The organism is Methylopila jiangsuensis (assembly GCF_027922305.1).
GTDB classification, from domain to species: domain Bacteria; phylum Pseudomonadota; class Alphaproteobacteria; order Rhizobiales; family Methylopilaceae; genus Methylopila; species Methylopila jiangsuensis.
Window position 1 is genome coordinate 52,146 of the sequence record NZ_BSFK01000010.1, and the last position, 23,356, is coordinate 75,501.

A 23,356-nucleotide genomic window follows, 5' to 3' on the forward strand; every position below is an offset into this window, starting at 1 on the left:
CTAGTAGGAAATTGGTATTTATCTGTGTTTTTAATGACTTAGAGAAATTATTTGCGCGTGGCGCATTGCAAATCCGCGTTTTGCGGTGCATTAAATGACACTCAGATGACGTTGCCGTGAGTGGGTCGCCGGACGTCGGCGACGCGTTTCCCCAGCGTCGAGATCGATGCGGACCGTGACTTCGCAGACAGGCCAGATTCGCCGTTCCCCGATCGGCGGAAACGCCTTCCTGTGCGCCTCGCGATCCGTGCAGCCGCGGCGACGTCGCCGCTTTCGACCTCTCACCGGAGCGAGGCAGCCCGACCATGCAGACCCAGCCCGTCGCCCTCGACGCCAACGATCATGTCGCCGCTCCGACGGCGGGCGGCCTGCGACGCGAATGCCTGTCCTATCCGGAGGTGCTGGCGCAGTCGGTGTCGGTCATCGCCCCCTCGACGGTTCCGGCCGCGATCATCGGCCTGATCTTCGCCTCGGCGGGAACGGGAACCTGGCTCAGCTTCCTGCTCGGCATGCTGGGCCTCGTGCTGGTCAGCCTCAACGTCAACCAGTTCGCGACCCGCTCGGCGTCGCCGGGCTCGCTCTACACCTACATCGTGCGCGGACTGGGGCCCACGTCCGGCATCCTCGGCGGCTGGGCGCTGGTCTTCGCCTACACGCTGACCGGCATGTCGACGCTCTGCGGCTTCGCCCTCGTGGCGAACGTCCTGCTCGGCCAGGCGACCGGCCTGCAGCTTCCGGTCCTGCTCTGGTTTGCGATCGGCGCGGGGCTCTCGGGCTGGGTCGCCATGCGCAACATCCAGCTCTCGGCCAAGACCATGCTGGTGTTCGAGGCGGTGGCGATCGTTTCGATCGTGATCCTCGGCGTCCTGATCTGGCGCCAGCACGGCTTCGAGATCGACTCCTCCCAGTTCAGGCTGGAGGGCGCGAGCCCGAGCGGCGTCCTGGTCGGCGTGGTCCTGACGATCTTCGCGTTCTCGGGCTTCGAGAGCTCGACCTCGCTCGGCGCGGAGGCCAAGGACCCGCTGAAGACGATCCCGCGCTCGGTTATGCACAGCGTGGTGTTTTCCGGGATCGTGTTCATCTTCATGGCCTACGTCGTGGTGCTCGGCTTCAAGGGCGAGACGGCGTCGCTCGCGACCTCGGAGGCGCCGCTCGATCATCTGGCCTCCAGGCTCGGGGTCGGCCCGCTCGGGACCGTCATCACCATCGGCGTTATGCTGAGCTTCTTCGCCTGCACGCTCGCCGCCATCAATTCGACCGCCCGCATCATCTACTCGATGTCCCGGCACGGCCTGTTCTTCGAGGCGCTGGGCGAGGCGCACGAGACCAACCGCACGCCCCATGTGGCGGTGGCGGTCGCGGCGCTCATCACCTTCGCGGCTCCGGCGGCGGTCCATCTCGCAGGCGTCGGCGCCTTCGACGCGCAGGGCTATTTCGGCACGCTCTGCAGCTTCGGCTTCATCACGGTCTACATCCTGATCACGATCGCCGCGCCGCTCTACCTGCGCTCCATCGGCCGGCTGACCGCACGGGCCGTGGCCTATTCGGTCGCGGGTCTCGCCTTCATGGCGCTGCCGCTGCTCGGCACCTTCGGGCTTCCCGGCAGCGAGCTGTTCCCGCCGATCGGCTTCCCGGACTCGCTGCTGTCGGGCCTGTTCCTGGTCTACATGCTGATCGGCGTCGCCTGGCTGCTGGTGGAGCGCATCCGCCGTCCGCGCATGATCGCGACCATGCAGGGCGCGGTCGAGGCCGGTCCGCTGCCGTTCGCCGTGGCCCCGGCGGCCGAGCGCGCGGCCTGACATCCCGAGCATCCCGGCGGCCCTCTTTGGGCCGCCGCTTCACCTCGCAAAAGGAGACGAGACATGAGCGCGACTGAAACGATCGACGCCCGCGAGCACAGCGCCCTCGAGGGCGTCTCGACCGCGGTCGAAAACGCCATCGACTACATCGGCAATGCGGGCGCAAGCGCCGGCGCCACGGTGAAGTCGGCGGCGGGCAAGGCCGGCGAAGTCCTCGGGGCCGGAGCCTACAAGGGCGCCTATGGCGCCTCCTATGGCGTCGTGTTCGCCGCGGTGTTCCTGAAGGAGCTGCTGCCGAACGGCAGCGCGGTGCGCCGCGGCTTCGAGGACGGGGCCAACGCCGCGTTCGACGCGATCGACGAGCGCAAGGCGGCGGCGATCGAGACCGCCGAGGCGGTCGAGCCCGAGGCGCCCGCGGCCAAGCCCTCGCGTCGCAAGGCCGCCGCGGCCCCCGAGGCCTGATCCCGAGCGGACCCGTCTTCCCGACTAAGAAAGCCCGCGGCGCCGAAGCGCCGCGGGCTTTCTGGTGTTTGGAGCCTGGTTCTGAAACCTGTCCTGCCCGCGCGAAAGGCGCGGGCAGGACAGTCGGGAGGACCGTGCGTTCTACCCTGCGGCGACAGGCGGCGGCAGAAGCCTCTGGGCCTGCAGCCTGTCCTTTTCCTGCCGGATCGCCGCGGCCTTGCGCAGCGGCAGCAGCCCGTTGCCGACCGCGAGCATGCCGCCGATCTGGTTGAAGATCATGGAGTGCATCACCCCGAAGCCTCCGAACAGCGCGCCCGCGATGCAGATGATGTTCGGGATCAGGATCACGCCCCAGCTGCGGCTGATGTTGCGCGACAGCTCCTGCGAGACGTCGCGAAGCTGCAGGAGCTTGGTCAGATTGTCCTCCATCAGCACCACCTGCGCGGTGTCGGTGGCGATCGAGGACGCGCCGCGCAGCGAGATCGAGACGTTGGCGGTCTTGAGCGCGATCGAGTCGTTCACGCCGTCGCCGATGAAGCAGACCGTGCGGCCTTCCTTCTGCAGCAGCTCCACATAGGCCGCCTTGTCCTGGGGCAGCACCTCCGCGAAGTGGCGGTCCATGCCGAGCTTCTCCGCGAGCTTCTTGGTCGGCTGCTCGTGGTCGCCGGAGATGATGACGAGCTGCTTGGCCCCGCGGGCGCGAAGGCCCTCGATCACGGCCCGGGCCTCCGGCCGCTCGGCGGCATGGAGTTCGAGCGCGCCGCCGAGCTTGTCGTCGACCCCCACCATGACGAGGGAGTGCCCCTCCTCATGCGCGGCCTCGATCTCGCGCTTCAGCGCCGGCGGAAGCTCGATGCCTTCGTGCTCCATGAAACGGGCGCTGCCGACGCGCACCGTATGGCCGTCGACCGAGACCGTGATGCCGTAGCCCACATGGTATTTGGAATCGTCGATCGCCGGCGGATCGAGCTTCAGCTCGCGCGCCTTCTCGACGATGGCCTTGGCGATCGGGTGGCTGAACCGCTTCTCGGCGGCGGCCGCCCAGGCGAGGATCTGGTTCTCCGAATGATTCCCGTAGACGAGCACGCGCCCGACCTCCGGCCGCTCGCGCGTCAGCGTGCCGGTCTTGTCGAACAGGAAGGTGTCGACGTTCTTCAGCTGCTCGAGCGCGCGGCCGTCCTTCACCAAGATGCCAAGCTCGGCCGAGAGCGTCAGCGAGGTGAGCATGGCGATCGGCGCCGCCATGCGGATGCCGGTGCCGAGGTCGCAGTTGACCACCGCGGTCGCGGCGTTGACGCCCGTCAGGGCGTAGCCGAGGCCGCCGAGCGCGAGCGTCGGGACCACCGCCTTGTCGGCGAGCTCCTCGCCGCGCGACTGCGACTTCAGCTTGTAGCCCGCGGTGTCGTTGAGGATGCGGGTGAGCTTCGCCGACGTGGTCTGGTCGCCCGCGCTCGTCACCGCGACGCGCACCTTGCCGGCGATCAGCGTGGTGGAGGCGAGCACCGGATCGCCCTTCACCTTCTCCACCGGCGCGGACTCGCCGGTCAGCGTGTGCTGATCGACCATGGCCATGCCGTCCACGACCTCGCCGTCCACCGGCACGGTCTCGCCCGTGTGGATGACGATGACGTCGCCGAGCTTCAGCTTTTCGAGCGGCGTCTCCACTTCGGCGCCGTTCACCTCGAGCCAGACGAAGCGCGGCTGCTTGCCGAAGACGTTGAGCAGCATCTTCTTGGAGTCGTCCTCGGTCTTCTGCACGAGGCGGCGCGAGACCGAGAGCGTGAAGCCCAGCACCGTTCCGGCCAGCACCTGGTTGGTGGCAAGGCACGCGGTGACCACGATGGCGTCCAGCACGTCGACTCCGACGCGCTTCTCCTTGACCACGACCTCGTAGGCGCTCTTGAAGCTCGGGATCACCGAATAGAGGAAGAGCGCCGCGCTCACCGGCGCAAGCGCCGGAACGAAGAAGCGGGCCGCGACCGCAAGCGCGACGGAGGCGGTGTTGATCGGCAGGTCGAGATCGACCGGCGAGGGCTCCGCGTCGGGGGCGGACGCCGTCACCGCGTCGAGCAGCGCGATGATCTGGGCGAGCTTCAGCTGCTTCGGATTGAAGTGCAGCAGCACCGTGCCGGTCAGCTCGTTGGTCGCGTAACGGTCGATCCCGAACGTGTTCATGAACTCGCGTTCGACCAGCTGGCAGACGTCGCGGCGGCGCACGAGGCCCGGATTGTAGAGCCGCACCCGGCCGGGCAGGGCGTGCCGGACGGTCCAGCTCGACAGGCGGCGGTCGTAGCGCTGGAGCCGGATCGTCCGCGACGAGCCGCGTCCGAAATCGTCCGGGAAGATGAGCGCGTCGGCGTCGTCGGTCCGCCCGACCGGGCGGGTGAGGAGCGCGGCGAGCGCGGCGACGCCTTCGCCCCGCGCAAGCGGCGCGTCCAGGAAGAGCTCGGCGCTGCCGGACCTTCCGTCGATCTCGACCTGCGCCACGGTCTGGGCCTGGAAGGCGCGCTCGAAGAAGTCGCGCGCCGTGGCGCTGCGCGGGTCGCCGAACAGTCTGGCGCTCGTGAAGCGGACACGCGTGGGCGAGGGGAACGACACCTTGAGGTCGGCCCCGGCCGGCGCCGTCGCGCCGCGCTGGCGGGGCGCGCGGGCGCCCGCATGGGCGGCGGCGCCGGAACGATGCGCTCCGGGGCTTGCCGCCCGCGGCCTGGATTGGTTTTTCGGCGAAGCCTGGACGATGGCCATGGATTCAGCTTCCGGATGTGAGCTCAGCTGTGCGGTTCTGCGTCGAGGCCTGCGCGCGGGAGCCATGTCGTCGTTCCGCGTTCAGGTCCTCGAGCGCCTCCTTGCGGTCGAGCACGACGCGCGCGCCCGACGCATAGGCGTCGCCGACCGCGTCGCCGCCGCGCGACCAGGCCTCCCGCAGCGCGCCGAACAGCGCCTTGAGGGTCGAGGCGCCCCTGGGGCGTTTGGGAAAGTCGATCTCATAGGCGGGCGACCGCCCCTGCGGCAGAGTTCGCCGTTTGGCGGCGCCCGGCGCAGGCGGCCGTTTCGAGGGTTCGGACGTGACGGTCATGGTGGGCCGCTCCTGAAAGGCTGCACGGCGCGGCGGGGCTCATGCCCCGCCGCGCGCGACGATCACGCCGCCGGCTTGCGGGGCTTGATCACGACCTTGCGGGCCTTGGGCTTGGGGGCCGGCGCCTCTTCGGCGTCCTCGGGCTCCTCGGGCTCGGGCTCCCGGACGACGCGACGGCTCGCGACCGCGTCGATCGCGGCTTCCGCGCCATCCTCGAATCCGCGTCGCAGCGCGTTGTCCTCGGGCAGCAGCTCCTTGAGGAACACCGCGGCGAACACGACGCCGAAGGAGAGCCCGTAGGCCGTGTGATAGGCGCCGGTCGAGACGCCCGACTTCACCTTCTGGGCGGCGGCCTTCGCCGACTCGCTGGCGTCCGCGCGCGCGTCGCCGATCGACTGGGCCGCGGCTTCGAGCGCGTCGCCGAGAACGGAGAGGGGATTGCTGTCGGGGGCTTCGGCGGCGGCGGCCATGGGCAGGTCCTTTACGTCGTGAGGAGGTCGTGGAGGAGGGTCGGTCTGAAATCTCGGAGGCGCGGCGGTCTGAAGGAGTTCAGCCCGCCTTTGGCGATCGCCCGTCTCGCTTATCCGATGGATCGACGATCAGGCGAGAAAGCTGTCTTGTCTGCATATTCAATCAAGTCTATAGACTGTATGTGACGCGTAACGGTCGCGTCCGTTCTTGTCAAATGGATGACGGCGCTCCGAGGGGGTTCACGTCCATCTGTCACAGCAAGAATGGCGCCGCGCCGGGACGGGTTGAAACCGCAAGGTTCGCGCGCTGTCAAAAAACTGTGGCGCCGCAGACGTAAACGACACGTCGGGTCAGTCGATATGCAAGGCGTCGATCTATGGTCAGACCAGCGGCTCAGGGGCTTCGGCAGCCGAAAGACGACGTCCGGATGACCGATGTCGCGCTTCGGCCAAACGCCATGGCCCGCACCTCGGATCTGCTGCGCAACATCCTGCTCGCGCATCCGAACGTCGAAGTCTTCACCGTGGGCCAGATCCTCGACACCCTCGGGGCCGAGCGGACCGAAGCCTCGCTCGTCTTCTTCTCCATGCCGTCGATCATTGCGGTTCCCGATCTGCCGTCCATGAGCGGGGTCTCGACCGGCCTCCTGGCCGGCCAGATGGCCGCGGGGCGCAAGACCACCCGTCTCCCCAAGGCCGTGCTGAACCGGAAGGTGCCGCGCCGGTCGCTCGCGGTCGCGATCCATACGCTGGCGCCGGTCATCGAAGCGGCCGAAAAGCTGTCCAAGCCCCGCCTGCGCTGGGCCACATGCCCGTTGGCGCGTCGGGTCCTCGGCCTGCTGCTGTTCATTCTCGCGGTCGCGATCGCGTTCCCGGTCATCGGGTTCGATCCGCTTCACGCCGCGTCCGTTTCGGTGATTTCGCTCGGTCTGGCCGAACAGGACGGCCTCGCGATCCTGCTGGGGGTCACGGCGGGACTGATCTCGCTCGCGCTGATCGTCACCTCCGGCTTGACCGCCAAGATGCTGAAATCGAAAGTTGTGACGTGGCTGCGCAAGCTCGCCCGGAAGGCCGGCGGGAAAGCGCTCGCCCGGATGTGCGAGACGCGAGGCTGGACGCGGCTTGCCGCGATCCTGCGCTTCGAGTGGCAGGACATGCTGCTGTGGTGGGACCCCGAACGCCGCGCCTCCGAGCGCCGCGCGCGCGAGCAGGCGGCCAGGGAAAAGGCGGCCGGTCCGGCCGCTGCGGGCGAGCGTCCGCGTCCGGCTGCGCGGCGCGACGTGCGCACCTCCAAATCCGCCCGACCCGGGGCGCTCCGATCCAAATCCTTGCTGACGGCCTGAGATGAAGCGACAGAAGATCTACGAATTCGACATCGACGCGCCGTTGAACGATGAGCGCCGCGAGGCGCTCGAAGCCAACATCGAGAAGAACGCCGGTCTGTCGCCAAAGCCGTTCGAATACGGCTGGGAGGAGGACGCCGACATCCTCCACATCCTGATCGACCCGGCGGACATCGAGGTCGAGTTTCTGGACGACAAGGTCGAGCTCTACGTGACGGCTCCGGCCTGGGCGAAGGTCGGCTTCACCGCCAAGAAGAAGGCCGAGCTCCAGCGGCTGGTCGAGACGGTGCTGCGGGAGTCCGAGTTCATCTCGGCGCAACCCTGAACGGAAAGGCCGGCGATCTTCGCCGGCCTTTCCGTTATCCCGCCAGCCGCTCCCGCTGCGCCTCGATCGCGGCGATCAGGCTGTTCAGGCGCTTCACGTGCCGGGCGAACACCACGCCGGAGCCGAGGTTGGACAGCAGTCCCGCCTGCAGGCTGCCGAAATTGGCGAGGAACGCGCCCGCGACGCCAAGCAGATTGGCCGCATAGACCGTGCGGTAGTCGCCGCGGAGGCGCGCCCGATGGGCCTGCGCGAGCTCGCCGAGCGTGGTCAGGCCCGCGAGCTCGCCGCGCAGCAGCGCCACGTCGGCCAGGTCGTCCGGCGCGTTTCCAAACCCTGCGACCGAAACGCTGACGTCGCTCGCCGCCATGACCTCGGCGGCGTCCGGCGCGGCGCCGTCGCCGACCCAGACGGCGCGTCGTCCGAGGCTGCGCAGGATCGCGACCTTTCCCCGGGCGTCGAGCCCGCCGAACGCGAACTCGATCCCGACCGCTTCGGCGGCCGCGCGGGCGGCCGCGGTCCGCCGGCTCGACACATGCACGAAGCGGATCTTCGGATCCCGCCGCCTGAGCGCCGTCAGCACGGCGCGGGCTTCCGGCTCGCCGCTCCCGCGGAACGTCACGACGCCGTAAGGCGCTCCGTCGCGGAACAGGATGGCGGGCGGCGTCCCGTCGGCGGCCTGCGCCGTCGCGAGGCGTTCAAGTTTCGGCGGCAGGGAGACGCCGTGCCTGGCGAGATAGGCGGTGGACGCCACCAGGATCTCGCGTTCGGCCTCGTCCCGGAACCATACCGCGCCCGCGCTGCGGCGCAGGCCATGGACATGGCGCCCCGTCGCGGCCCCTTGCGCCGCGACGCGCGCGATCGCCCGCCCGCGCGCCGACCCGTCGGCCGCGAACGCGGCCGCCACATGGGCGATCGCATCCTCCGCCGAGCCCCACAGCAGCGCGACCTGGTCGACCTCGAGCGTCCGCCGCTCGAGCCCGGCCCCGTCGTCGAGCACCACGACGTCGATGTCCGACAGCGCATCGAGGGCTGCGAGCTTGCGGAACAGCACGCCCTGGCGCAGCCCGTCGGCCAGATCGTAGAGCGCGGAAAGCTGGGCGCTGAGCCTCGGCGCCGTGACGTAGTCCGGGCGGATGACGGCCTGCGAGAAGCGCGGCGCGCGCACGGTCATCAGGTTGAGGGCCGCGAGCGCGAGCGCCGGCCGCGCATTCCGGTTCGCGACGCGCTCGGCCTCGTAGAGCGACGGCAGGTTCCGGAACGCCGCATGCGGCAGGATCCGGCCGACGTGAGCCGCCGCCGTGGCCTCGCCCGTGCGCTCGACCCGGATGGTCAGCTCGCCGTCGCGCACGACCGCGCCGGCGTAGATCGGGTCGCCCGGCCCGACGTCGTGGAGCGGGCTTGCGGGACGGCCGAGGCCGTCCGCCACGAAGGCGAGGCCCGAAACCGCGACGCCGTCGACCGGCGCGGTCTCGCCCGCCCGGACCACGATCTCGTCGCCGGCCTTCAGGTCGTCCACATGAACCTCGACCTCGCCGTCGCCGCCGGGCGCCCGCGCCCAGACGGGACGCTTGCGGTGGGCCGCGAACAGCCGGCGCTGCCGGTTCACGATGGTGCGGTGGGTGAGGTAGGGCCAAAGCTGCATCAGCGCGGCCATGATCGTGCCGGTCAGCGGCAGGCCGCTCAGCAGCATCAGGCCGAGGCCGAACGAATAGAGCGCCGGCAGGCCGATGTGGCCGTGGCGCAGCTGCCGGGCGGCCTTTGCGACGTTCGGCGCGGCGTAGACCACGACCGCGCCGACCGCGACCGGGCGGAGCGCCGGAACCGCGAACTGCGCCACGGCCGCAAGCGTCAGCAGCGAGCCGGCCGCATAGAGGCGCTTGACCGAAGGGGGCTGGTCCTCGCCCTCGATCAGCGCCGGCCAGGCCCGCTCGAGCTCGCGCACGAGCCGTTCGAGCGGCAGGGTTTTGGGATCGAAGCGCAGCAGCAGGTCCGACGAAAAGGCGCGCGACCGCACGTCGTCGACCCCAAGGATCGCGATGATCCGCTCCTCGAGCCGGTGGGACAGGTCGCGCCGGTTCCGGAGCGCCGGATGCGCAAGACGCAGGGCGCCGTCGCGTTCCCGCCGCAGCCGCCATGTGGAGAGAGCGCCGCCGATCCGGCTGACGCGGAGCGGCCATCGGCCCGGATGGTCGAGGTAGAGGTTGGACGCGTCGAGCGGGTCCGACTGCCGCTCGAACGCGGCGGCGCTTTCCAGATCGCGCGGCTGGGATGGGCGGAGCGCCTGCGCAATCCGGCGCCAGACGCTCTCGGGCGCCGCGGCCGGCGCGTAGCGGATGCGCCCGAAGGCCTCGGCGCTGCGAATGTCGACGGCGGCGACGTCGTCCACCGAGAAGGCGCGGGCGATGAAGTCGCGGAGCCGGGGCGCGCCCGGCTCCGCGAACAGGTCTTCGCTCCAGATCGACACGCCGCCGGCGCCCGGCGCGATGCGCAACGTCACTCGATCGCTCATGCGGCGTCCGGACCTTCGCTCAGGCTTACGCCAGCGCCTTGTAGAGGTTGAACAGGCTCAACGTCGTGATCAGCACCCCGACCGTGATCATCAGCACGCGCGTGGGGAGCTTCTTGACCAGCAGCGCCGCGAGCGGGGCCGCGAAAATGCCGCCGAACACAAGGCCCGCGATCGTGGTCCAGTGCGTGAAGCCGCCGAGCAGCGCGAACGAGAAGCCGCTGGTGATCGCCAGGAAGAACTCCGCGGCGTTGACCGAGCCGATGGTGGTGCGCGGATCCTGTCCGCCGCCCACGAGCGAGGTCGTCACCACCGGGCCCCAGCCGCCGCCCCCTACAGCGTCTACGAAGCCGCCGGCAAGGCCGAGCGGGGCGATGTAGGTCGGCGGCTCGGTCCGGATGCGGATGGTCTTGAACGCCTTGATGATGATGTAGACGCCGATCAGCAGCAGGTAGGCGGCGATGAACGGCTTCAGGATGTCGCCGTCGATGGACGTGACCACGAAGGCCCCGGTCACGGCGCCGACGACGCCGGGGATCAGCAGGCGGCGGAACAGCCGCACGTTCACGTTGCCGAGCTTCCAATGGGACAGGCCCGAAAAGCCGGTCGTGAAGATTTCCGCGATGTGCACCGAAGCGGAGGCCGCGGCCGGCGGCACGCCGGTGGACAGCAGGAAGGTGGTCGAGGTCACGCCGTAGGCCATGCCAAGCGCGCCGTCGACGATCTGGGCGAACAGGCCGACCGCGACCGCGGTCCAGAAGCCGCGGGACGCGAGGCCCGTCGCGATCTCGTCGGGGGCGGCCGCCCAGTCGATCGGCGCAAGGTAAAGCCCCACGGCGATCGCTGCGACGACCAGCGTCAGGCCGGCGAGCACGGCGATGCGGACGGGGCGGGACAGCGCCTCGGGCGCGGAGACGGAAGCATCCTGGGCGGTCATGAACGGCGCTCGCATCAGGGTTGAGGAACGCGACGGCCGCAGGCGCCGCGTAAGCGAAAACTTTGGCCTACCGTCGATCCGCAAGCCAGCGCCTCCCATAGTCCTGCGCGTGACCGTGTTGTCAAATATTTTCTATATAAATTATGGAATATGCCACATTTTTACGTGATGGGCTCGTAATTTCCGGCGCCGTTCCGTGCGAAACAAGACCGAGCCGCGTCCACCGGGAGCCCGACGGCGGCTGCGCCTTACTCCGCCGCCTCCGGAATGCGCTCGAATCCGCGATGTTCCAGCGCGGCGGGGAGGGGGCCGCCGGTGGCCCAGTCGGCGATCTCCGCCAGATGCAGGTGAGGCAGATCGCTCGCGCCGCGAAGCTGGGTCAGGCAGCCGATGTTGCCCGCGACCACCGCCTGCGCCTGGGTGCGGGCGATGTTGGCGGCCTTGCGGTCGCGCAGGCGGGTCGCGATCTCCGGCTGCAGGATGTTGTAGGTGCCGGCCGAGCCGCAGCACAGGTGCCCTTCCGCCGGCTCCTTCACCCGGAAGCCCAGCGCCTTCAGCGCGGCTTTGGGCTCCTCCTTGATCTGCTGGCCGTGCTGGATGGAGCAGGCGGCGTGGTAGGCGATGGTCTGGCCGGTGCGGCGCGCGGGCGCGAGCGGCAGCGTCGCCAGCACCTCGGAGATGTCCTTCGCCAGCGCCGACACCCGCGCGGCCTTCGCCGCGTAGGCCGCGTCCTCGCGCAGCATGAAGCCGTAGTCCTTGATGGTCGTGCCGCAGCCCGACGTGGTGACCACGATGGCGTCGAGCCCGTTGGCCGCGATCTCCCGCGTCCAGGCGTCCACGTTGCGGCGGGCGCTGGCGAGGCTTTCCTCCTCGCGGCCCATGTGGTGCACGAGCGAGCCGCAGCAGCCTTCGCCCTCCACATGGACCACCTCGACGCCGAAGCGGGTCAGCAGGCGGATGGCGGCGTCGTTGATGGCGGGCTCCAGCACCTTCTGGGCGCAGCCCTGCAGCAGCGCCACGCGGGCGATGCGCTCGCCCTGGGCCGGGAAGGCGCGCGGCCCCTCGTTGGCCGACCGCGCCGGAACCGCCGCAGGCGCCAGCGCCAGCATGGCGGCGAGGGATTTCAGCGCGGGAATGTTCGCCAGCCAGCCGGCGAAGGGGCGCGCGAGGGCGGCCCCGGCGAGCGCCAGCCTGAACCGGCCGGGATAGGGCAGGAGCTTCGCCAGCAGCGCGCGCAGCGCCCGGTCGGCGAAGGGGCGGCGATAGCTCTTCTCGATGTGGGCGCGGGCGTGGTCGACGAGGTGCATGTAATGCACGCCCGAGGGGCAGGTGGTCATGCAGGACAGGCAGGACAGGCAGCGGTCCACATGGCGCGCCACCTCCGCCGTCGCCGGCCGGTCGTTCTCCAGCATGTCCTTGATGAGGTAGATGCGGCCGCGCGGGGAATCGAGCTCGTCGCCCAGCAGCACATAGGTCGGGCAGGTGGCGGTGCAGAAGCCGCAATGCACGCAGGTGCGCAGGATGCTTTCGCTGGTTGCGAGCTGCGGATCGGCGGCGAGACGCTCGGGGGCGAAGGAGGTCTGCATGGCTCTCTCGGAGAATGCGGCCGGCGGTCAGCCGCCGGTCTGCCAGTCCTTCACCGCCTCCAGCGGATAGAGGATCATCAGCACGTTGAGGGTGAGGTTGTCGCGGATCAGGATCAGGGTGGTCAGCTCCATCCCGAGCGCCAGCGCCACGGTGAGCGGCCAGGGCGCCTTGCGGGCGAACAGGAAGCCCAGAACCATCGCCAGGATGTCGGACACGGAGTTCAGCACGCTGTCGCCGGCGTAAGAGTCCGACGAGGTGTTGGCCCGGTAGCGCTCGATCACGAGCGGGGAGTTCTCGATCACCTCCCACGCGCCCTCCACCGCGATCGCCGCCACCAGCGCCCAGGCGAAGGGCATCGGAACCTTGAGCCCGCGAAAGATCAGCGCCGCCACGCCGTAGAAGATGAAGCCGTGGATGACGTGGGAGGGCGTGTACCAGTCGCTGACGTGCTGGGAGGTCCCGCTGTCGTTGGCGTTGCCGTGCCACAGCTCGATGGTCCCGCAGGGGCAGATCGGCGGCCGCCCCATCAGATAGAGGATCGCCGCGAACAGCGCGATCAGGCCCGCGCCCACGAGCCAGGGCCGTGGGCTGGCGAAGGAGCGGGGCAGGGCGGCGTCAGGCGCGGCGGTCATGCATCTTTCCCGGGTTGAGCACGCCGGCGGGATCGAAGGCGGCGCGCACCTTTTCGCTCAGCTTCGCCAGCGCCGGCGCTTCTGGCTCGAACACGCCGACCGCGGCGCGGACCGCGTCCGGCGCCCGCACCAGCGTGGCGTGGCCGCGCAGCTCGCGGGTCAGGGCGCGCAGGCGCGCCGCGCCGGCGTCGCCCTCAGGGGAGGTCGCGATCCAGATCAGCCCGCCGCTCCAGTCGTAGACATGCGCCAGCGCCAGATCGCGGAGCAGCGCCACGAGCCCCGGCGCGCGGGTGGGGGCCACCGAGACGCGCCACACCGCCCGGTCGGCCGGTCCGAGATACGGCGCGGCCTGAGCCACCGAGCGCCACAGCGCGCGGCTGTCGTCGGGTGCGAGCCGCTCGGCGGGACCGAAGCTGCGCAGCCGGTCCGCCAGTTCGCCGGCGCGGTAGCGCAGCTGGTTGGCGAAGTTCTCGAGCCTGAGCAGCGTGCGCGCCGGCGCGCCGCCCTCGCCCGGCAGATGCGCCGCGCCCGACACCTCGTAGGGCGAGCCCATGCCGGCGCAGAGCGCCGCCACGCCATGGGCGTCGTCGAGCCCTTCGATCACCAGCGTGGTCTCGCTTTCGGCGATGGGGAGCGTCTTGAAGGTGGCCTCGGTGATGACGCCGAGCGTTCCGTGGGAGCCGGCCGCGAGCTTGGTGATGTCGTAGCCGGTGACGTTCTTCATCACCCGCCCGCCGGCGCGGATCGCTTCGCCGCGCCCGGTGACGAGGCGCACGCCGATCAGCGCGTCCCGCGCCGCGCCGGTCTGCACCCGGCGGGGGCCCGAGGCGTTGGTCGCCACCAGCCCGCCGATGGTGGGCTCTCCGGTCGTCCGGTAGAGCGGCCGGTGGTCGAACGGCTCGAAGGCGAGCCGTTGCCCCGCGCGGGCGAGCTCCGCCTCCACCTCCGCGACCGGCGTGCCGGCCTTGGCCGCGATCACCAGCTCCGACGGCTCGAACAGCGTGATCCCGGTCAGCCGCGCGGTGGAGAGCGGCGCGGCCTCGACCGGCCGCCCCAGCCCCGCGCGCGTGCCCGCGCCCCGGATCGCGAGCGGCGCCCGCGTCTCCACATGCTCGCGGATCACAGCCTCGATCCCGGCCTCGTCGAACGGGGCTATGACGTCGGCCGCCAGGGTCACGCCGCGGCCTCCGTCAGCCGGTTCTCCAGCGGGAACACCTTGGCCGGGTTCATCAGCCATCTGGGGTCGAAGGCGCTCTTCACCCGCATCTGCTGTTCGAGTTCGATGCGTGTGAACTGGGCCGTCATCAGTTCGCGTTTCTCGATTCCGACGCCGTGCTCGCCGGTGAGGCAGCCGCCCACCTCGACGCAGGCGAGCAGGATGTCCTCGCCGGCCCTCTCGGCCTTCGCCAGCGAGACCGGATCGTTCATGTCGTAGAGCACCAGCGGATGCAGGTTGCCGTCGCCGGCGTGGAAGATGTTGGCGACCTTCAGCCCCTGCTCCTCGCAGATGGCTTCGATCCGGGTCAGCACCTCGGGCAGGCGCCCCGTTGGGATGGTGCCGTCCATGCAGATGTAGTCGGAGACGCGGCCCATGGCGCCGAAGGCGGACTTGCGGCCCTTCCAGATGGCGGCGGCCTCTGCCGGGGTCCGGGCCTCGCGCATGTGGGTCATGCCGTGGCCTTCGGCGATGGCGGCGATGCGGGCGAGCTGCTCGTCGATCTCGGCGGGGGAGCCTTCCACCTCCACGATCAGCATGGCGCCCACGTCGCGGGGGTAGCCGGCCCTGGCGAAGTCCTCGCAGATGTCGATGGCGAGCCGGTCCATGTACTCGATCGCCACCGGCACCACGCCGGCGCCGAGCACCGCGGCGACGCAGGCGCCCGCGGCTTCGGGCGAGGGGAAGCCGAACAGGATCGGCCGCGCGCCCTCCGCCATTGGCAGGATGCGCAGCGTCGCCTCGGTCACCATGCCGAACTGGCCCTCGGAGCCGCAGATCAGGCCGAGCAGGTCGAGCCCGGCCGCGTCCATGGCGTCGCCGCCGATCTCGACGATCTCGCCCTCCACCGTGACGAAGGTCACGCCCATCAGGTTGTTGGTGGTGACGCCGTATTTCAGGCAGTGGGCGCCGCCGGAGTTCATGGCCACGTTGCCGGCGATGGTGCAGGCGAGCTGGGACGAGGGATCCGGGGCGTAGAAGAAGCCTTCATGGGCGATGGCGGCGGAGACGCCCAGATTGGTGACGCCGGTCTGCACCCGCGCCGTGCGGTTGGCGAGGTCCACATCCAGCACCTTCGACATGCGGGAGACGCCGATCACCACCGCGTCCTCCTGCGGCAGCGCCCCGCCCGCGAGCGAGGTGCCCGCGCCCCGGGGCACCATCGGCACCCCTTGCGCGTAAAGGTAGCGCATCACCGCCGCGGTCTCCTCGGTGGTGGCGGGCAGAACCACAGCCAGCGGCAGGCGGCGATAGGCGGTGAGAGCGTCGGTCTCGAACGCCCGGCGCTCGGTCTCGGAGGAGATGACGCCTTCGCCGGAAACCAGCGCCTCCAGCCCCGCGACGATGGCGTCGCGCCGGACGAGGATGTTCGGATCGGGGGCGGGCATGGCGATGCCGGACATCGGGTCTCGTGCTCCTCCCGGGGCCGCCTTGACCGGCGGTCGTTCGCGCGTGGGCCGTTCGGCCAAACGCGGCATCTAGGGCGCGCAGGCCGCGGCCGGAACCCTGACCTTCCGCGGGGCGCCCATGGCTTGCGCCCGTCCGCGCTTGGGGTCAAGCTCCGCCATCCATCTCATGCGGCTGCCCTTTGTCGGCCCGGCTGGAGTCGTTATCAAGTGGTGTCTTCGCAGGGCTCGCGGCCGCGCGTCGGTCTGTTCGCCACCTGCCTCGTGGATCTGATCCGGCCCTCGGTCGGGTTCGCGGCGGCCAAGCTGATCGAGGACGCCGGCTGCGAGGTGGTGGTGCCGGAGCAGACCTGCTGCGGCCAGCCGGCCTTCAACTCCGGTGACCGGGCGACGGCGCGGGCGATCGCGCTCGAGATTCTCGACGCCTTCCAGGGCGTGGATTACGTGGTCGCGCCCTCCGGCTCCTGCGCCGGCATGCTGAAGCGCCATGTGCCGGAGCTGTTCGCCGGCGAGCCGGACCTCGAACGGCGGGCGCAGGGTCTCGCCGACAAGGTCCACGAGCTGGTGTCCTTCCTCACCGACGTGCGCGGCGTCACGAAGGTCGCGGCCCGGTTCGACGGCGCGGTGACCTATCACGACAGCTGCTCGGGCCTTCGCGAGCTCGGCGTGCGCGACCAGCCGCGCAAGTTGCTGGAAACCGTCGACGGCCTGACGCTGACCGAGATGAAGGACTCCGACGTCTGCTGCGGCTTCGGCGGAACCTTCGCGGTGAAGTACGGCGAGATCTCCGACGCCATCGTGGCCAAGAAGGCCGCGAACGTCGCGGACGCCGGCGCCGCCACCCTGCTCGCGGGGGATCTGGGCTGCCTCATGAACATGGCCGGCAAGCTGCAGCGGCAGGGGAAGACCGTGCGCGTGCGGCATGTGGCCGAGGTGCTGGCGGGCATGGCCGACGGCCCGGCCATCGGCGAGCCGGAGGGCCGCTCATGACCGCCCACGCGCCCACCTCGCCCGCCTTCAAGGCCAACGCCCACAGGGCGCTCAACGATCCGGCGCTGCAGCGGGCGCTGGGCAACGTGGAGACCGGCTTCATCCTCAAGCGCCGCAAGGCGGCGGACAAGCTGCCGGAGTTCGAGGCGCTCAGGGATTCCGCGCGCGATATCAAGAACCACACGCTGGCCCATCTCGACCTCTATCTCGAGGCTTACGAGCGCAAGGTGACGGAGTCCGGCGGGCAGGTGCATTTCGCGCCCACCGCCGCGGACGCGCGCGAGATCGTCGCCGCCATCTGCCGGCGGGTCGGCGCCCGCACCGTGGTCAAGGGCAAGACCATGGTCTCCGAGGAGATCGACCTCAACGCCCATCTGGAGGCGATCGGCGTCACGCCCGTCGAGACCGATCTCGGCGAGTACATCATCCAGCTCCGGAACGAGCGGCCGAGCCACATCGTGGCGCCGGTGATCCATCTCAACCGCGACCAGATCGAGACCAACTTCCGCGCCGCCCACGCCGATCTGCCGCAGGACCGCGACCTCTCGGCCCCGGAGGCGCTGCTGGCGGAGGCGCGCGCCATGCTGCGCGCCCGCTTCCTCGCCGCCGACGTCGGGATCACCGGCGCGAACTTCCTGGTGGCGGAGACCGGAACCTCGATCATCGTCACCAACGAGGGCAACGGCGATCTCAGCCAGACCCTGCCCAGGGTCCACATCGTGCTGGCCTCGATCGAGAAGCTGGTGCCGACGCTGGACGACGCGGCGCAGATGCTGCGGGTGCTGGCGCGCTCGGCCACGGGGCAGGAGATGTCGGTCTACACCACCTTCTCCACCGGCCCGCGCCGGCCGGAGGATCCGGACGGGCCTGAGGAATACCATGTGGTGCTGCTGGACAACGGCCGCTCGGCCATGCTCGGCGGCGAGTTCCGGGACATGCTGCGCTGCATCCGCTGCGCCGCCTGCATGAACCACTGCCCCGTCTACCACGCCGTCGGCGGCCATGCGTATGGCTGGGTCTATCCCGGCCCCATGGGCTCGGTGCTGTCCCCGTCGCTGATCGGGGTGGACAAGGCGGGCCACCTGCCCAACGCCTCCACCTTCTGCGGGCGCTGCGAGAGCGTGTGCCCGGTGCGGATTCCGCTGCCGAAGCTGATGCGGCACTGGCGCGAGCGGGAGTTCGAGCGCCACCTCTCGCCCGCGCCGGTGCGTTACGGCCTCGGGGTCTGGGGCTTCTTCGCCACGCGGCCGCGGCTCTACCGGCTGGCGACGCGCACGGGCATGGCGGCGCTGGCGCTGCTCGGGCGGAACAAGGGCCGGTTCCGTTCGTTGCCCTTCGCGAAGGGCTGGACGGCGACGCGGGATCTGGCGGCGCCCGAAGGCGGCACGTTTCAGGCCCGCTGGCGGGCGGAAAGGGCGAAGCGATGACCATGAGCGCGCGGGATCAGGTGCTGGGCGCCGTCCGCCGGTCGCTCGGCGCGACCGGCGCGGAGCGGCCCCGGCTGAAGGCGGTCGAGGACCGGCTGGCGCGGCCGCCGCTGGGCGTCATCCCGGCGCGGGCGGCGGCGCGGGGCCCGCGGGAGCGGATCGCGCTGTTCGTGGAGATGGCGCTCGCCTCCGCCGCAACCGTCGACGTGGTGCGCGATGAGGCGGACGCGCCCGCCGCCGTCGCCGCCTATCTCCGCGCCCACAACCTCGCGCCCGAGGTCCGGCGCGGCGGCGACCCCCGGCTCGCGCGCCTGCCGTGGGCGACCACCGCGCTCACCCTCAAGGAGGGGCGGACCTATGGCGACGACCCGGTCGGGCTCAGCGCCGCGTTCGGCGGCGTGGCGGAGACCGGAACGCTGCTGCTGGCTTCGGGTCCCGACAACCCGACGTCGCTCAATTTCCTGCCGGACAATCATGTGGTCGTGCTCGACGCCGCGGACGTGGGCGCGACCTATGAGGAGCTGTGGGCCCGGCTCCGCGCCCGCTACGGCGCCGGCGTGATGCCCCGCGTGGCGAACTGGATCACCGGCCCGTCCCGCTCCGCCGACATCGAGCAGATCCTGCTCATGGGCGCTCACGGCCCGCGGCGGCTGCACATCGTGCTGATCGACCCGGAGCACGCCGCGGCCAAAGCGGACGGGGACGCGGCCGTCCCGGCGGGCTCCACGCCCGCGGGGCCCGTGGGCGGCTCGACGCTCGCGGTCGCGCCGTCCGGCGGCGACGACGAAGAGCGCGCGCCGGAACCGCCCCCGCCCTCCGCTCCGTCGGAGAAGCAGGAGGAGGACGAAAAGCTCGACGAGGAGCTGGACGAGAGTTTCCCCGCGAGCGACCCGCCGTCCCAGACGCAGCCGTGACGGACGGCGCACGGCTGGGCGAGCCGGTCGGGAGATGAAGAGGCGCCGTGGCGCGCCGCGTTAACGGCGGGTTGGGAAACCACAGTTATCGATATCTCAAGGGCGTCGCGACGCGACCGGCCCGCGCGCCCCCCTCGCCGCATGAGTTGGATCGATGTCGTTCGGTTGGCCCTTCACCGCTTCTCCCGCGCACGTCCGTTTCAAGGATCTGGACCGTACGGGGGCCTGGTTCGCGTGCGACGCGGCGGGCGTGATCCAGGCGGGCAACACGAAATTCTTCGATCTGTTGGGCGCCACAGGCGGCGACCTCGTCGGCCGCAGCTATGAGGCGCTGCTGGCGGAGGCTCGCGAGGCGCGCCGCAGCGCCGCTCTGGCCTCGGCGCAGGTGGAGGCCATCCGCCGTTCGCAGGCGGTGATCCAGTTCACGCCCGAGGGCGAGATCGTCGAGGCCAACGAGAATTTTCTCGCGGCCAGCGGATATCAACTGGACGAGATCGTCGGCCGGCGTCACAGCCTGTTCGTCTGGCCGGACGAGGCGGAGAGCGCGGAGTATCGCGCCTTCTGGCGGGAGTTGCGCGAGGGTCGGTTCCAGAGCGGCGAGTTCCGCCGCCGTTCCAAGTCCGGCGGCGACGTCTGGCTGCAGGCCACCTACAACCCGATCGTCGACGAGCAGGGCGCCGTCGTCGGGGTGGTGAAGTTCGCGATCGACGTCACCGCCGCCCATGACGACAGCCAGCGCCGCGCGCGGCTGCGGACCGAGATCGACGGCGAGCTCGCCCGCATCGGCGAGCGGGTCGGGCAGACCAGCCGGGAGGCGGCGAGCGCCGCCGACGCGGCCGAAGGCGCCTTCGCCGGCGCGCAGAGCGTCGCGCACGGCGCGGCCGAGCTTTCCGTCTCGATCGATGAAATCAGCCGCCAGCTCGACGTGGCGCTCGCCACCACGCGGGAGGCGGTGGAGGTGGTGGCCGCCGCGTCCAGCCGCGTGCGCAGCCTCGAGGCCTCGGTGGCGGAGATCGGCTCCATCACCAACGTCATCCGCGACATCGCCTCGCAGACCAACCTTCTGGCGCTGAACGCCACCATCGAGGCCGCCCGCGCCGGCGAGGCGGGGCGCGGCTTCGCGGTGGTGGCGAGCGAGGTCAAGACGCTCGCCGCCCAGACCGCCGGCGCCACCGACGTGATCTCGGGCAACGTGACCACGGTGCAGGCCTCAACCTCCAGCGTCGTGGGGGCGATCGACGAGGTGGTCGCGCTCATCGACCGCATCCATCAGGCCTCCGGCGGCATCGCCGCCGCGGTGGAGGAGCAGTCGGTGGTGACGCGCCACATGTCCGCCAGCATGAGCCGGGCCGCCGGCTCCTCCGAAAGCGTCACCCGCAGCCTGAGCGCGATCGCCGCCGCCGCCGGCGCGATCGACGCCGCCACCCGGCAGGTTCAGGAGGCGTCCCGCTCCATCGGCTGAGGATCGCCGCGGGTCACGCGAAAGACGGGTGCGGCCCGCACGGTTCGAGGTTAGGGTCGCCTACTCCGGGAGCCCCGAACGCTTATGTCGACCCGCAACCTCGACGCCGTCTTCGCGCCCCGCGCGGTCGCCCTCGCCGGCGGCAGCCCGCGCCCCGGCAGCGTCGGGCGGGCCGTGCTGGCGAACCTCCGGGACGGCGGCTTCGCCGGGCCCATCCGCCTCGTCAATCCGGACCACGCCGAACTCGACGGCATGGCGGCCGCGCCGGATTTCGCTTCGCTGCCCGAGACGCCGGACCTCGTGGTGGTGACGGCGCCGCCCGGCGCCGTGCCGGGCGTTCTGGAGGCGGCGGGCGCCGCAGGCGCGCGGGCCGCGGTGGTGGTGACCAAGGGGCTCGGCCACGGGCCGGGCTCGCTCAGGGACCGGGCCGAGACCGCCGCCCGGCGCCACGGCATGCGGCTGATCGGCCCCGGCTGCCTCGGCGTGCTGAGCCCGCACGCCAAACTCAACGCCAGCTTCGCTCCCCACGCCGCGCCCGGCGACATCGCGCTGCTGTCCCAGTCCGGCGGCGTGGTCTCGGCGGTGATCGACTGGGCCGGCGCGCGCGGCATCGGCTTTTCCGGCGTCGTGTCCTTCGGCGACATGGCGGATGTGGATGTGGACGACCTGCTCGACCACTTCGCCACCGACCGCCGCACCCGGGCGATCGTGCTCTATCTCAACGCCATCACCGACGCGCCGCGCTTTCTGTCCGCCGCCCGCGCCGCCGCCCGCGCCAAGCCGGTGGTGGTGATGAAGGGCGGCCGCCACGCCGCCGGCGCCAAGGCCGCCGCCACGCACAGCGGCGCGCTCGCCACCTCGGACGCGGCTTACGACGCCGCCTTCCGCCGCGCCGGCCTGCTGCGGGTCGCCGACCTCGCCGACCTGTTCGCGGCGCTGGAGACGCTGGCCCATGTGTCGCCGCTGTCGGGCAAGCGCATCGCCATCGTCACCAACGGCGGCGGACTCGGCGTGCTGGCGGTGGACCGGCTGATCGACCTCGGCGGCGTGTCGGCGACGCTCGCGGACGCGACCGTGGAGACGCTCGACGTCGCGCTCGCCTGCGACTGGTCGCGGGCCAATCCGGTCGATCTCGCCGGCGACGCCACGCCCGCGCGTTACGAGGCCGCGCTCGACGCCGTGCTGGCGGACAGGGGCGTGGACGCGGCGCTGGTGGTTCATGCGCCCACCACGCTGTCCGAGCCGGTCGCCTGCGCCCAGGCGGTCACGGCGAGCGCCCGCCGCGCGCGGAGCCGGGTCTATCCGCCCAAGCCCGTGTTCGCGGCCTTCCTCGGCTCCGACGCCGCCTCGCGCCGCGTGCTGGAGCAGGCGCGCATCCCGTTCTTCCGCACGCCGGAAAGCGCGCTCGCGGGGCTGATGCACCTGGTGCGCCATGTGGAGGCGCAGGCGGCGCTGGTGGAGACCCCGCCCTCGCTGCCGGACGATTTCGCCCCCGAGCCGGCGCGGGCGCGGGAGGCGCTGAACTTCGCCCTCGGCTCGGCGCGGGAGTGGCTGTCGCCCACCGACGTCGCCGAGGTGCTCCGGGCCTACGACATCCCCGTGCTGCCCCATGCGGTGGTGGACACGCCGAAGGCGGCCGCGGAAGCGGCGGAGGCCTTTCTCAGCCCCGGCGGCGCGGCGGTGCTGAAGATCGTCTCCGAAGACCTGTCGCACAAGGCGGCGGTGGGCGGCGTGCGCCTCGCGCTCGACTCGAAAGCGGCGGTGGAGGAGGCGGCGACCGCCATGCTCGCCCGCATGGCCGAGCGCGCCCCCGACGCCCGGATCGAGGGCCTGCTGGTGCAGCCCCATGTGCGGCCGCAGGACGGGATCGAGCTGTTCGCCGGACTCTACGACGACCGCACCTTCGGCCCCGTCATCGCCTTCGGCGCCGGCGGAGGCGCGGTGGAGATCGTGCGCGACGTGGCGCTCGCCCTGCCGCCGCTTCATATGGGGCTGGCCCGCGACCTGATCGCCCGCACCCGCATCGGCGCGCTGCTCCACGGCTACGAAGGCGTTCCGGCGGTGGACGTGGACGCCATCGCGCTCACGCTGGTGAAGCTCGCCCAGCTCGCGCAGGACATGCCGGAGATCGGCGAGCTCGACGTCAATCCGCTGCTGGCGACGCCGCGCGGCGTGGTGACGCTCGACGCCCGCGCCCGGGTGCGCATGGCGCCCCGCAACCTGCGGCCGGGCCCCGCCAATCTGCGCCTCGCCATCCGCCCTTATCCGAAGGAGTTCGAGACCCGGACCCAGCTTTCCGACGGCTCGACGATCGAGGTGCGCCCGGTGCGGCCGGAGGACGAGCCGGAGGTCGCCGCCTTCTTCCGCGCCGTGGAGCCGGACGACCTGCGCCAGCGCTTCTTCACGCCGGTCAAGGAGGTGCCGCGCGCCTTCATCGCCCGCCTGACGCAGATCGACTACGCCCGCACCATGGTGCTGCTGGCGGTCGACGCCAGGGGCAGGGTGGTGGGGCTGGTGCAGCTGCACGCCGACGCGGACGGGCGGGAGGGCGAATACGCCATCCTGCTCAGCTCGGACTTCAAGGGCCGGGGCCTCGGCTGGCGGCTGATGACCCAGATGATCGAGCGCGCCCGGGACGAGCGCCTGCGCTGCGTCACCGGCCAGGTGCTGGCGGAGAACGGCGCCATGCTCGCCATGTGCCGGGCTCTGGGCTTCGAGGTGCGCATCGATCCGGAGGACACCGGCGTGCGCCTCGTCACCCTGCCGCTGCAGGCGGAACGCGCGCGAACGGTCACGGTCTGAGG

The 23,356-nt window shown here is 71.1% G+C and carries 18 protein-coding genes; 9 read left to right on the top strand and 9 right to left on the bottom strand.

Going from position 1 to position 23,356, the window contains the following annotated elements:
• The first annotated feature begins 305 nt into the window (after nt 1-305).
• Both PKE85_RS09950 and PKE85_RS09955 read left to right on the top strand, forming a co-directional pair.
• Entirely contained in the window at nt 306-1,799 is a 1,494-nt protein-coding gene (locus PKE85_RS09950) for an APC family permease (protein ID WP_271204590.1), read from the top strand.
• Between the two features lie 63 nt (nt 1,800-1,862).
• Complete coding sequence (locus PKE85_RS09955; RefSeq protein WP_271204591.1) at nt 1,863-2,261, top strand: hypothetical protein; 399 nt, start codon at nt 1,863-1,865, stop codon at nt 2,259-2,261.
• Nucleotides 2,262-2,402: 141 nt separating this feature from the next.
• Here PKE85_RS09955 and PKE85_RS09960 read toward each other — a convergent pair whose 3' ends face one another.
• The 3 genes from PKE85_RS09960 to PKE85_RS09970 all read right to left on the bottom strand — a co-directional run bounded on the left by PKE85_RS09960 (nt 2,403) and on the right by PKE85_RS09970 (nt 5,807).
• Nucleotides 2,403-5,006 carry a heavy metal translocating P-type ATPase gene (locus PKE85_RS09960; protein WP_271204592.1) on the bottom strand — a complete coding sequence of 868 codons (2,604 nt, stop codon included), beginning with the start codon at nt 5,004-5,006 and terminating at the stop codon, nt 2,403-2,405.
• A gap of 4 nt (nt 5,007-5,010) precedes the next feature.
• Nucleotides 5,011-5,337 (bottom strand): hypothetical protein, encoded by a 327-nt coding sequence (locus tag PKE85_RS09965; RefSeq protein ID WP_271204593.1) that lies wholly within the window; start codon nt 5,335-5,337, stop codon nt 5,011-5,013.
• Nucleotides 5,338-5,399: 62 nt separating this feature from the next.
• Nucleotides 5,400-5,807, bottom strand: a complete 408-nt coding sequence (locus PKE85_RS09970; protein ID WP_271204594.1) for a hypothetical protein — start codon at nt 5,805-5,807, stop codon at nt 5,400-5,402.
• Between the two features lie 428 nt (nt 5,808-6,235).
• Here PKE85_RS09970 and PKE85_RS09975 point away from each other — a divergent pair, with 428 nt between their 5' ends.
• Both PKE85_RS09975 and PKE85_RS09980 read left to right on the top strand, forming a co-directional pair.
• Nucleotides 6,236-7,150 (top strand): exopolysaccharide biosynthesis protein, encoded by a 915-nt coding sequence (locus PKE85_RS09975; protein ID WP_271204595.1) that lies wholly within the window; start codon nt 6,236-6,238, stop codon nt 7,148-7,150.
• Nucleotide 7,151: 1 nt separating this feature from the next.
• Nucleotides 7,152-7,475 (top strand): hypothetical protein, encoded by a 324-nt coding sequence (locus tag PKE85_RS09980; RefSeq protein WP_271204596.1) that lies wholly within the window; start codon nt 7,152-7,154, stop codon nt 7,473-7,475.
• 34 nt (nt 7,476-7,509) lie between these two features.
• On the opposite strand, the gene PKE85_RS09985 is transcribed toward PKE85_RS09980, so the two are convergent.
• The 6 genes from PKE85_RS09985 to PKE85_RS10010 all read right to left on the bottom strand — a co-directional run bounded on the left by PKE85_RS09985 (nt 7,510) and on the right by PKE85_RS10010 (nt 15,756).
• Nucleotides 7,510-9,984: a P-type ATPase actuator domain-containing protein gene (locus PKE85_RS09985; RefSeq protein ID WP_271204597.1), complete on the bottom strand. Its 2,475-nt coding sequence runs from the start codon at nt 9,982-9,984 to the stop codon at nt 7,510-7,512.
• Between the two features lie 25 nt (nt 9,985-10,009).
• Nucleotides 10,010-10,918 carry a sulfite exporter TauE/SafE family protein gene (locus PKE85_RS09990; protein ID WP_271204598.1) on the bottom strand — a complete coding sequence of 303 codons (909 nt, stop codon included), beginning with the start codon at nt 10,916-10,918 and terminating at the stop codon, nt 10,010-10,012.
• 248 nt (nt 10,919-11,166) lie between these two features.
• Complete coding sequence (glcF, locus tag PKE85_RS09995; protein WP_271204599.1) at nt 11,167-12,504, bottom strand: glycolate oxidase subunit GlcF; 1,338 nt, start codon at nt 12,502-12,504, stop codon at nt 11,167-11,169.
• A 27-nt stretch (nt 12,505-12,531) separates the two neighbouring features.
• Nucleotides 12,532-13,137: a DUF2585 domain-containing protein gene (locus tag PKE85_RS10000; protein ID WP_271204600.1), complete on the bottom strand. Its 606-nt coding sequence runs from the start codon at nt 13,135-13,137 to the stop codon at nt 12,532-12,534.
• Nucleotides 13,121-14,314, bottom strand: coding sequence for an FAD-binding protein (locus tag PKE85_RS10005; protein WP_271204601.1), 1,194 nt, complete (start codon nt 14,312-14,314; stop codon nt 13,121-13,123). Before PKE85_RS10005 ends, PKE85_RS10000 begins: the two co-directional genes overlap by 17 nt.
• Nucleotides 14,311-15,756: an FAD-linked oxidase C-terminal domain-containing protein gene (locus tag PKE85_RS10010; protein ID WP_271204602.1), complete on the bottom strand. Its 1,446-nt coding sequence runs from the start codon at nt 15,754-15,756 to the stop codon at nt 14,311-14,313. The genes PKE85_RS10005 and PKE85_RS10010 overlap by 4 nt, the downstream gene beginning before the upstream one ends.
• 213 nt (nt 15,757-15,969) lie before the next feature.
• Here PKE85_RS10010 and PKE85_RS10015 point away from each other — a divergent pair, with 213 nt between their 5' ends.
• From PKE85_RS10015 to PKE85_RS10035, 5 genes are all read left to right on the top strand, one after another.
• The gene (locus PKE85_RS10015) at nt 15,970-16,749 is read left to right on the top strand and encodes a (Fe-S)-binding protein (RefSeq protein WP_271204603.1); all 780 of its coding nucleotides are present in this window, start codon (nt 15,970-15,972) and stop codon (nt 16,747-16,749) included.
• A complete protein-coding gene (locus PKE85_RS10020) occupies nt 16,746-18,176 on the top strand; it encodes a LutB/LldF family L-lactate oxidation iron-sulfur protein (protein ID WP_271204604.1) in 1,431 nt (476 codons plus the stop codon). The genes PKE85_RS10015 and PKE85_RS10020 overlap by 4 nt, the downstream gene beginning before the upstream one ends.
• Before the next feature lie 2 nt (nt 18,177-18,178).
• Nucleotides 18,179-19,090 carry a LutC/YkgG family protein gene (locus PKE85_RS10025; RefSeq protein WP_309299074.1) on the top strand — a complete coding sequence of 304 codons (912 nt, stop codon included), beginning with the start codon at nt 18,179-18,181 and terminating at the stop codon, nt 19,088-19,090.
• 154 nt (nt 19,091-19,244) lie between these two features.
• Nucleotides 19,245-20,552, top strand: a complete 1,308-nt coding sequence (locus PKE85_RS10030) for a methyl-accepting chemotaxis protein (protein WP_271204605.1) — start codon at nt 19,245-19,247, stop codon at nt 20,550-20,552.
• Between the two features lie 84 nt (nt 20,553-20,636).
• Nucleotides 20,637-23,354, top strand: a complete 2,718-nt coding sequence (locus PKE85_RS10035) for a bifunctional acetate--CoA ligase family protein/GNAT family N-acetyltransferase (RefSeq protein ID WP_271204606.1) — start codon at nt 20,637-20,639, stop codon at nt 23,352-23,354.
• The last annotated feature ends 2 nt before the right edge of the window (nt 23,355-23,356 follow it).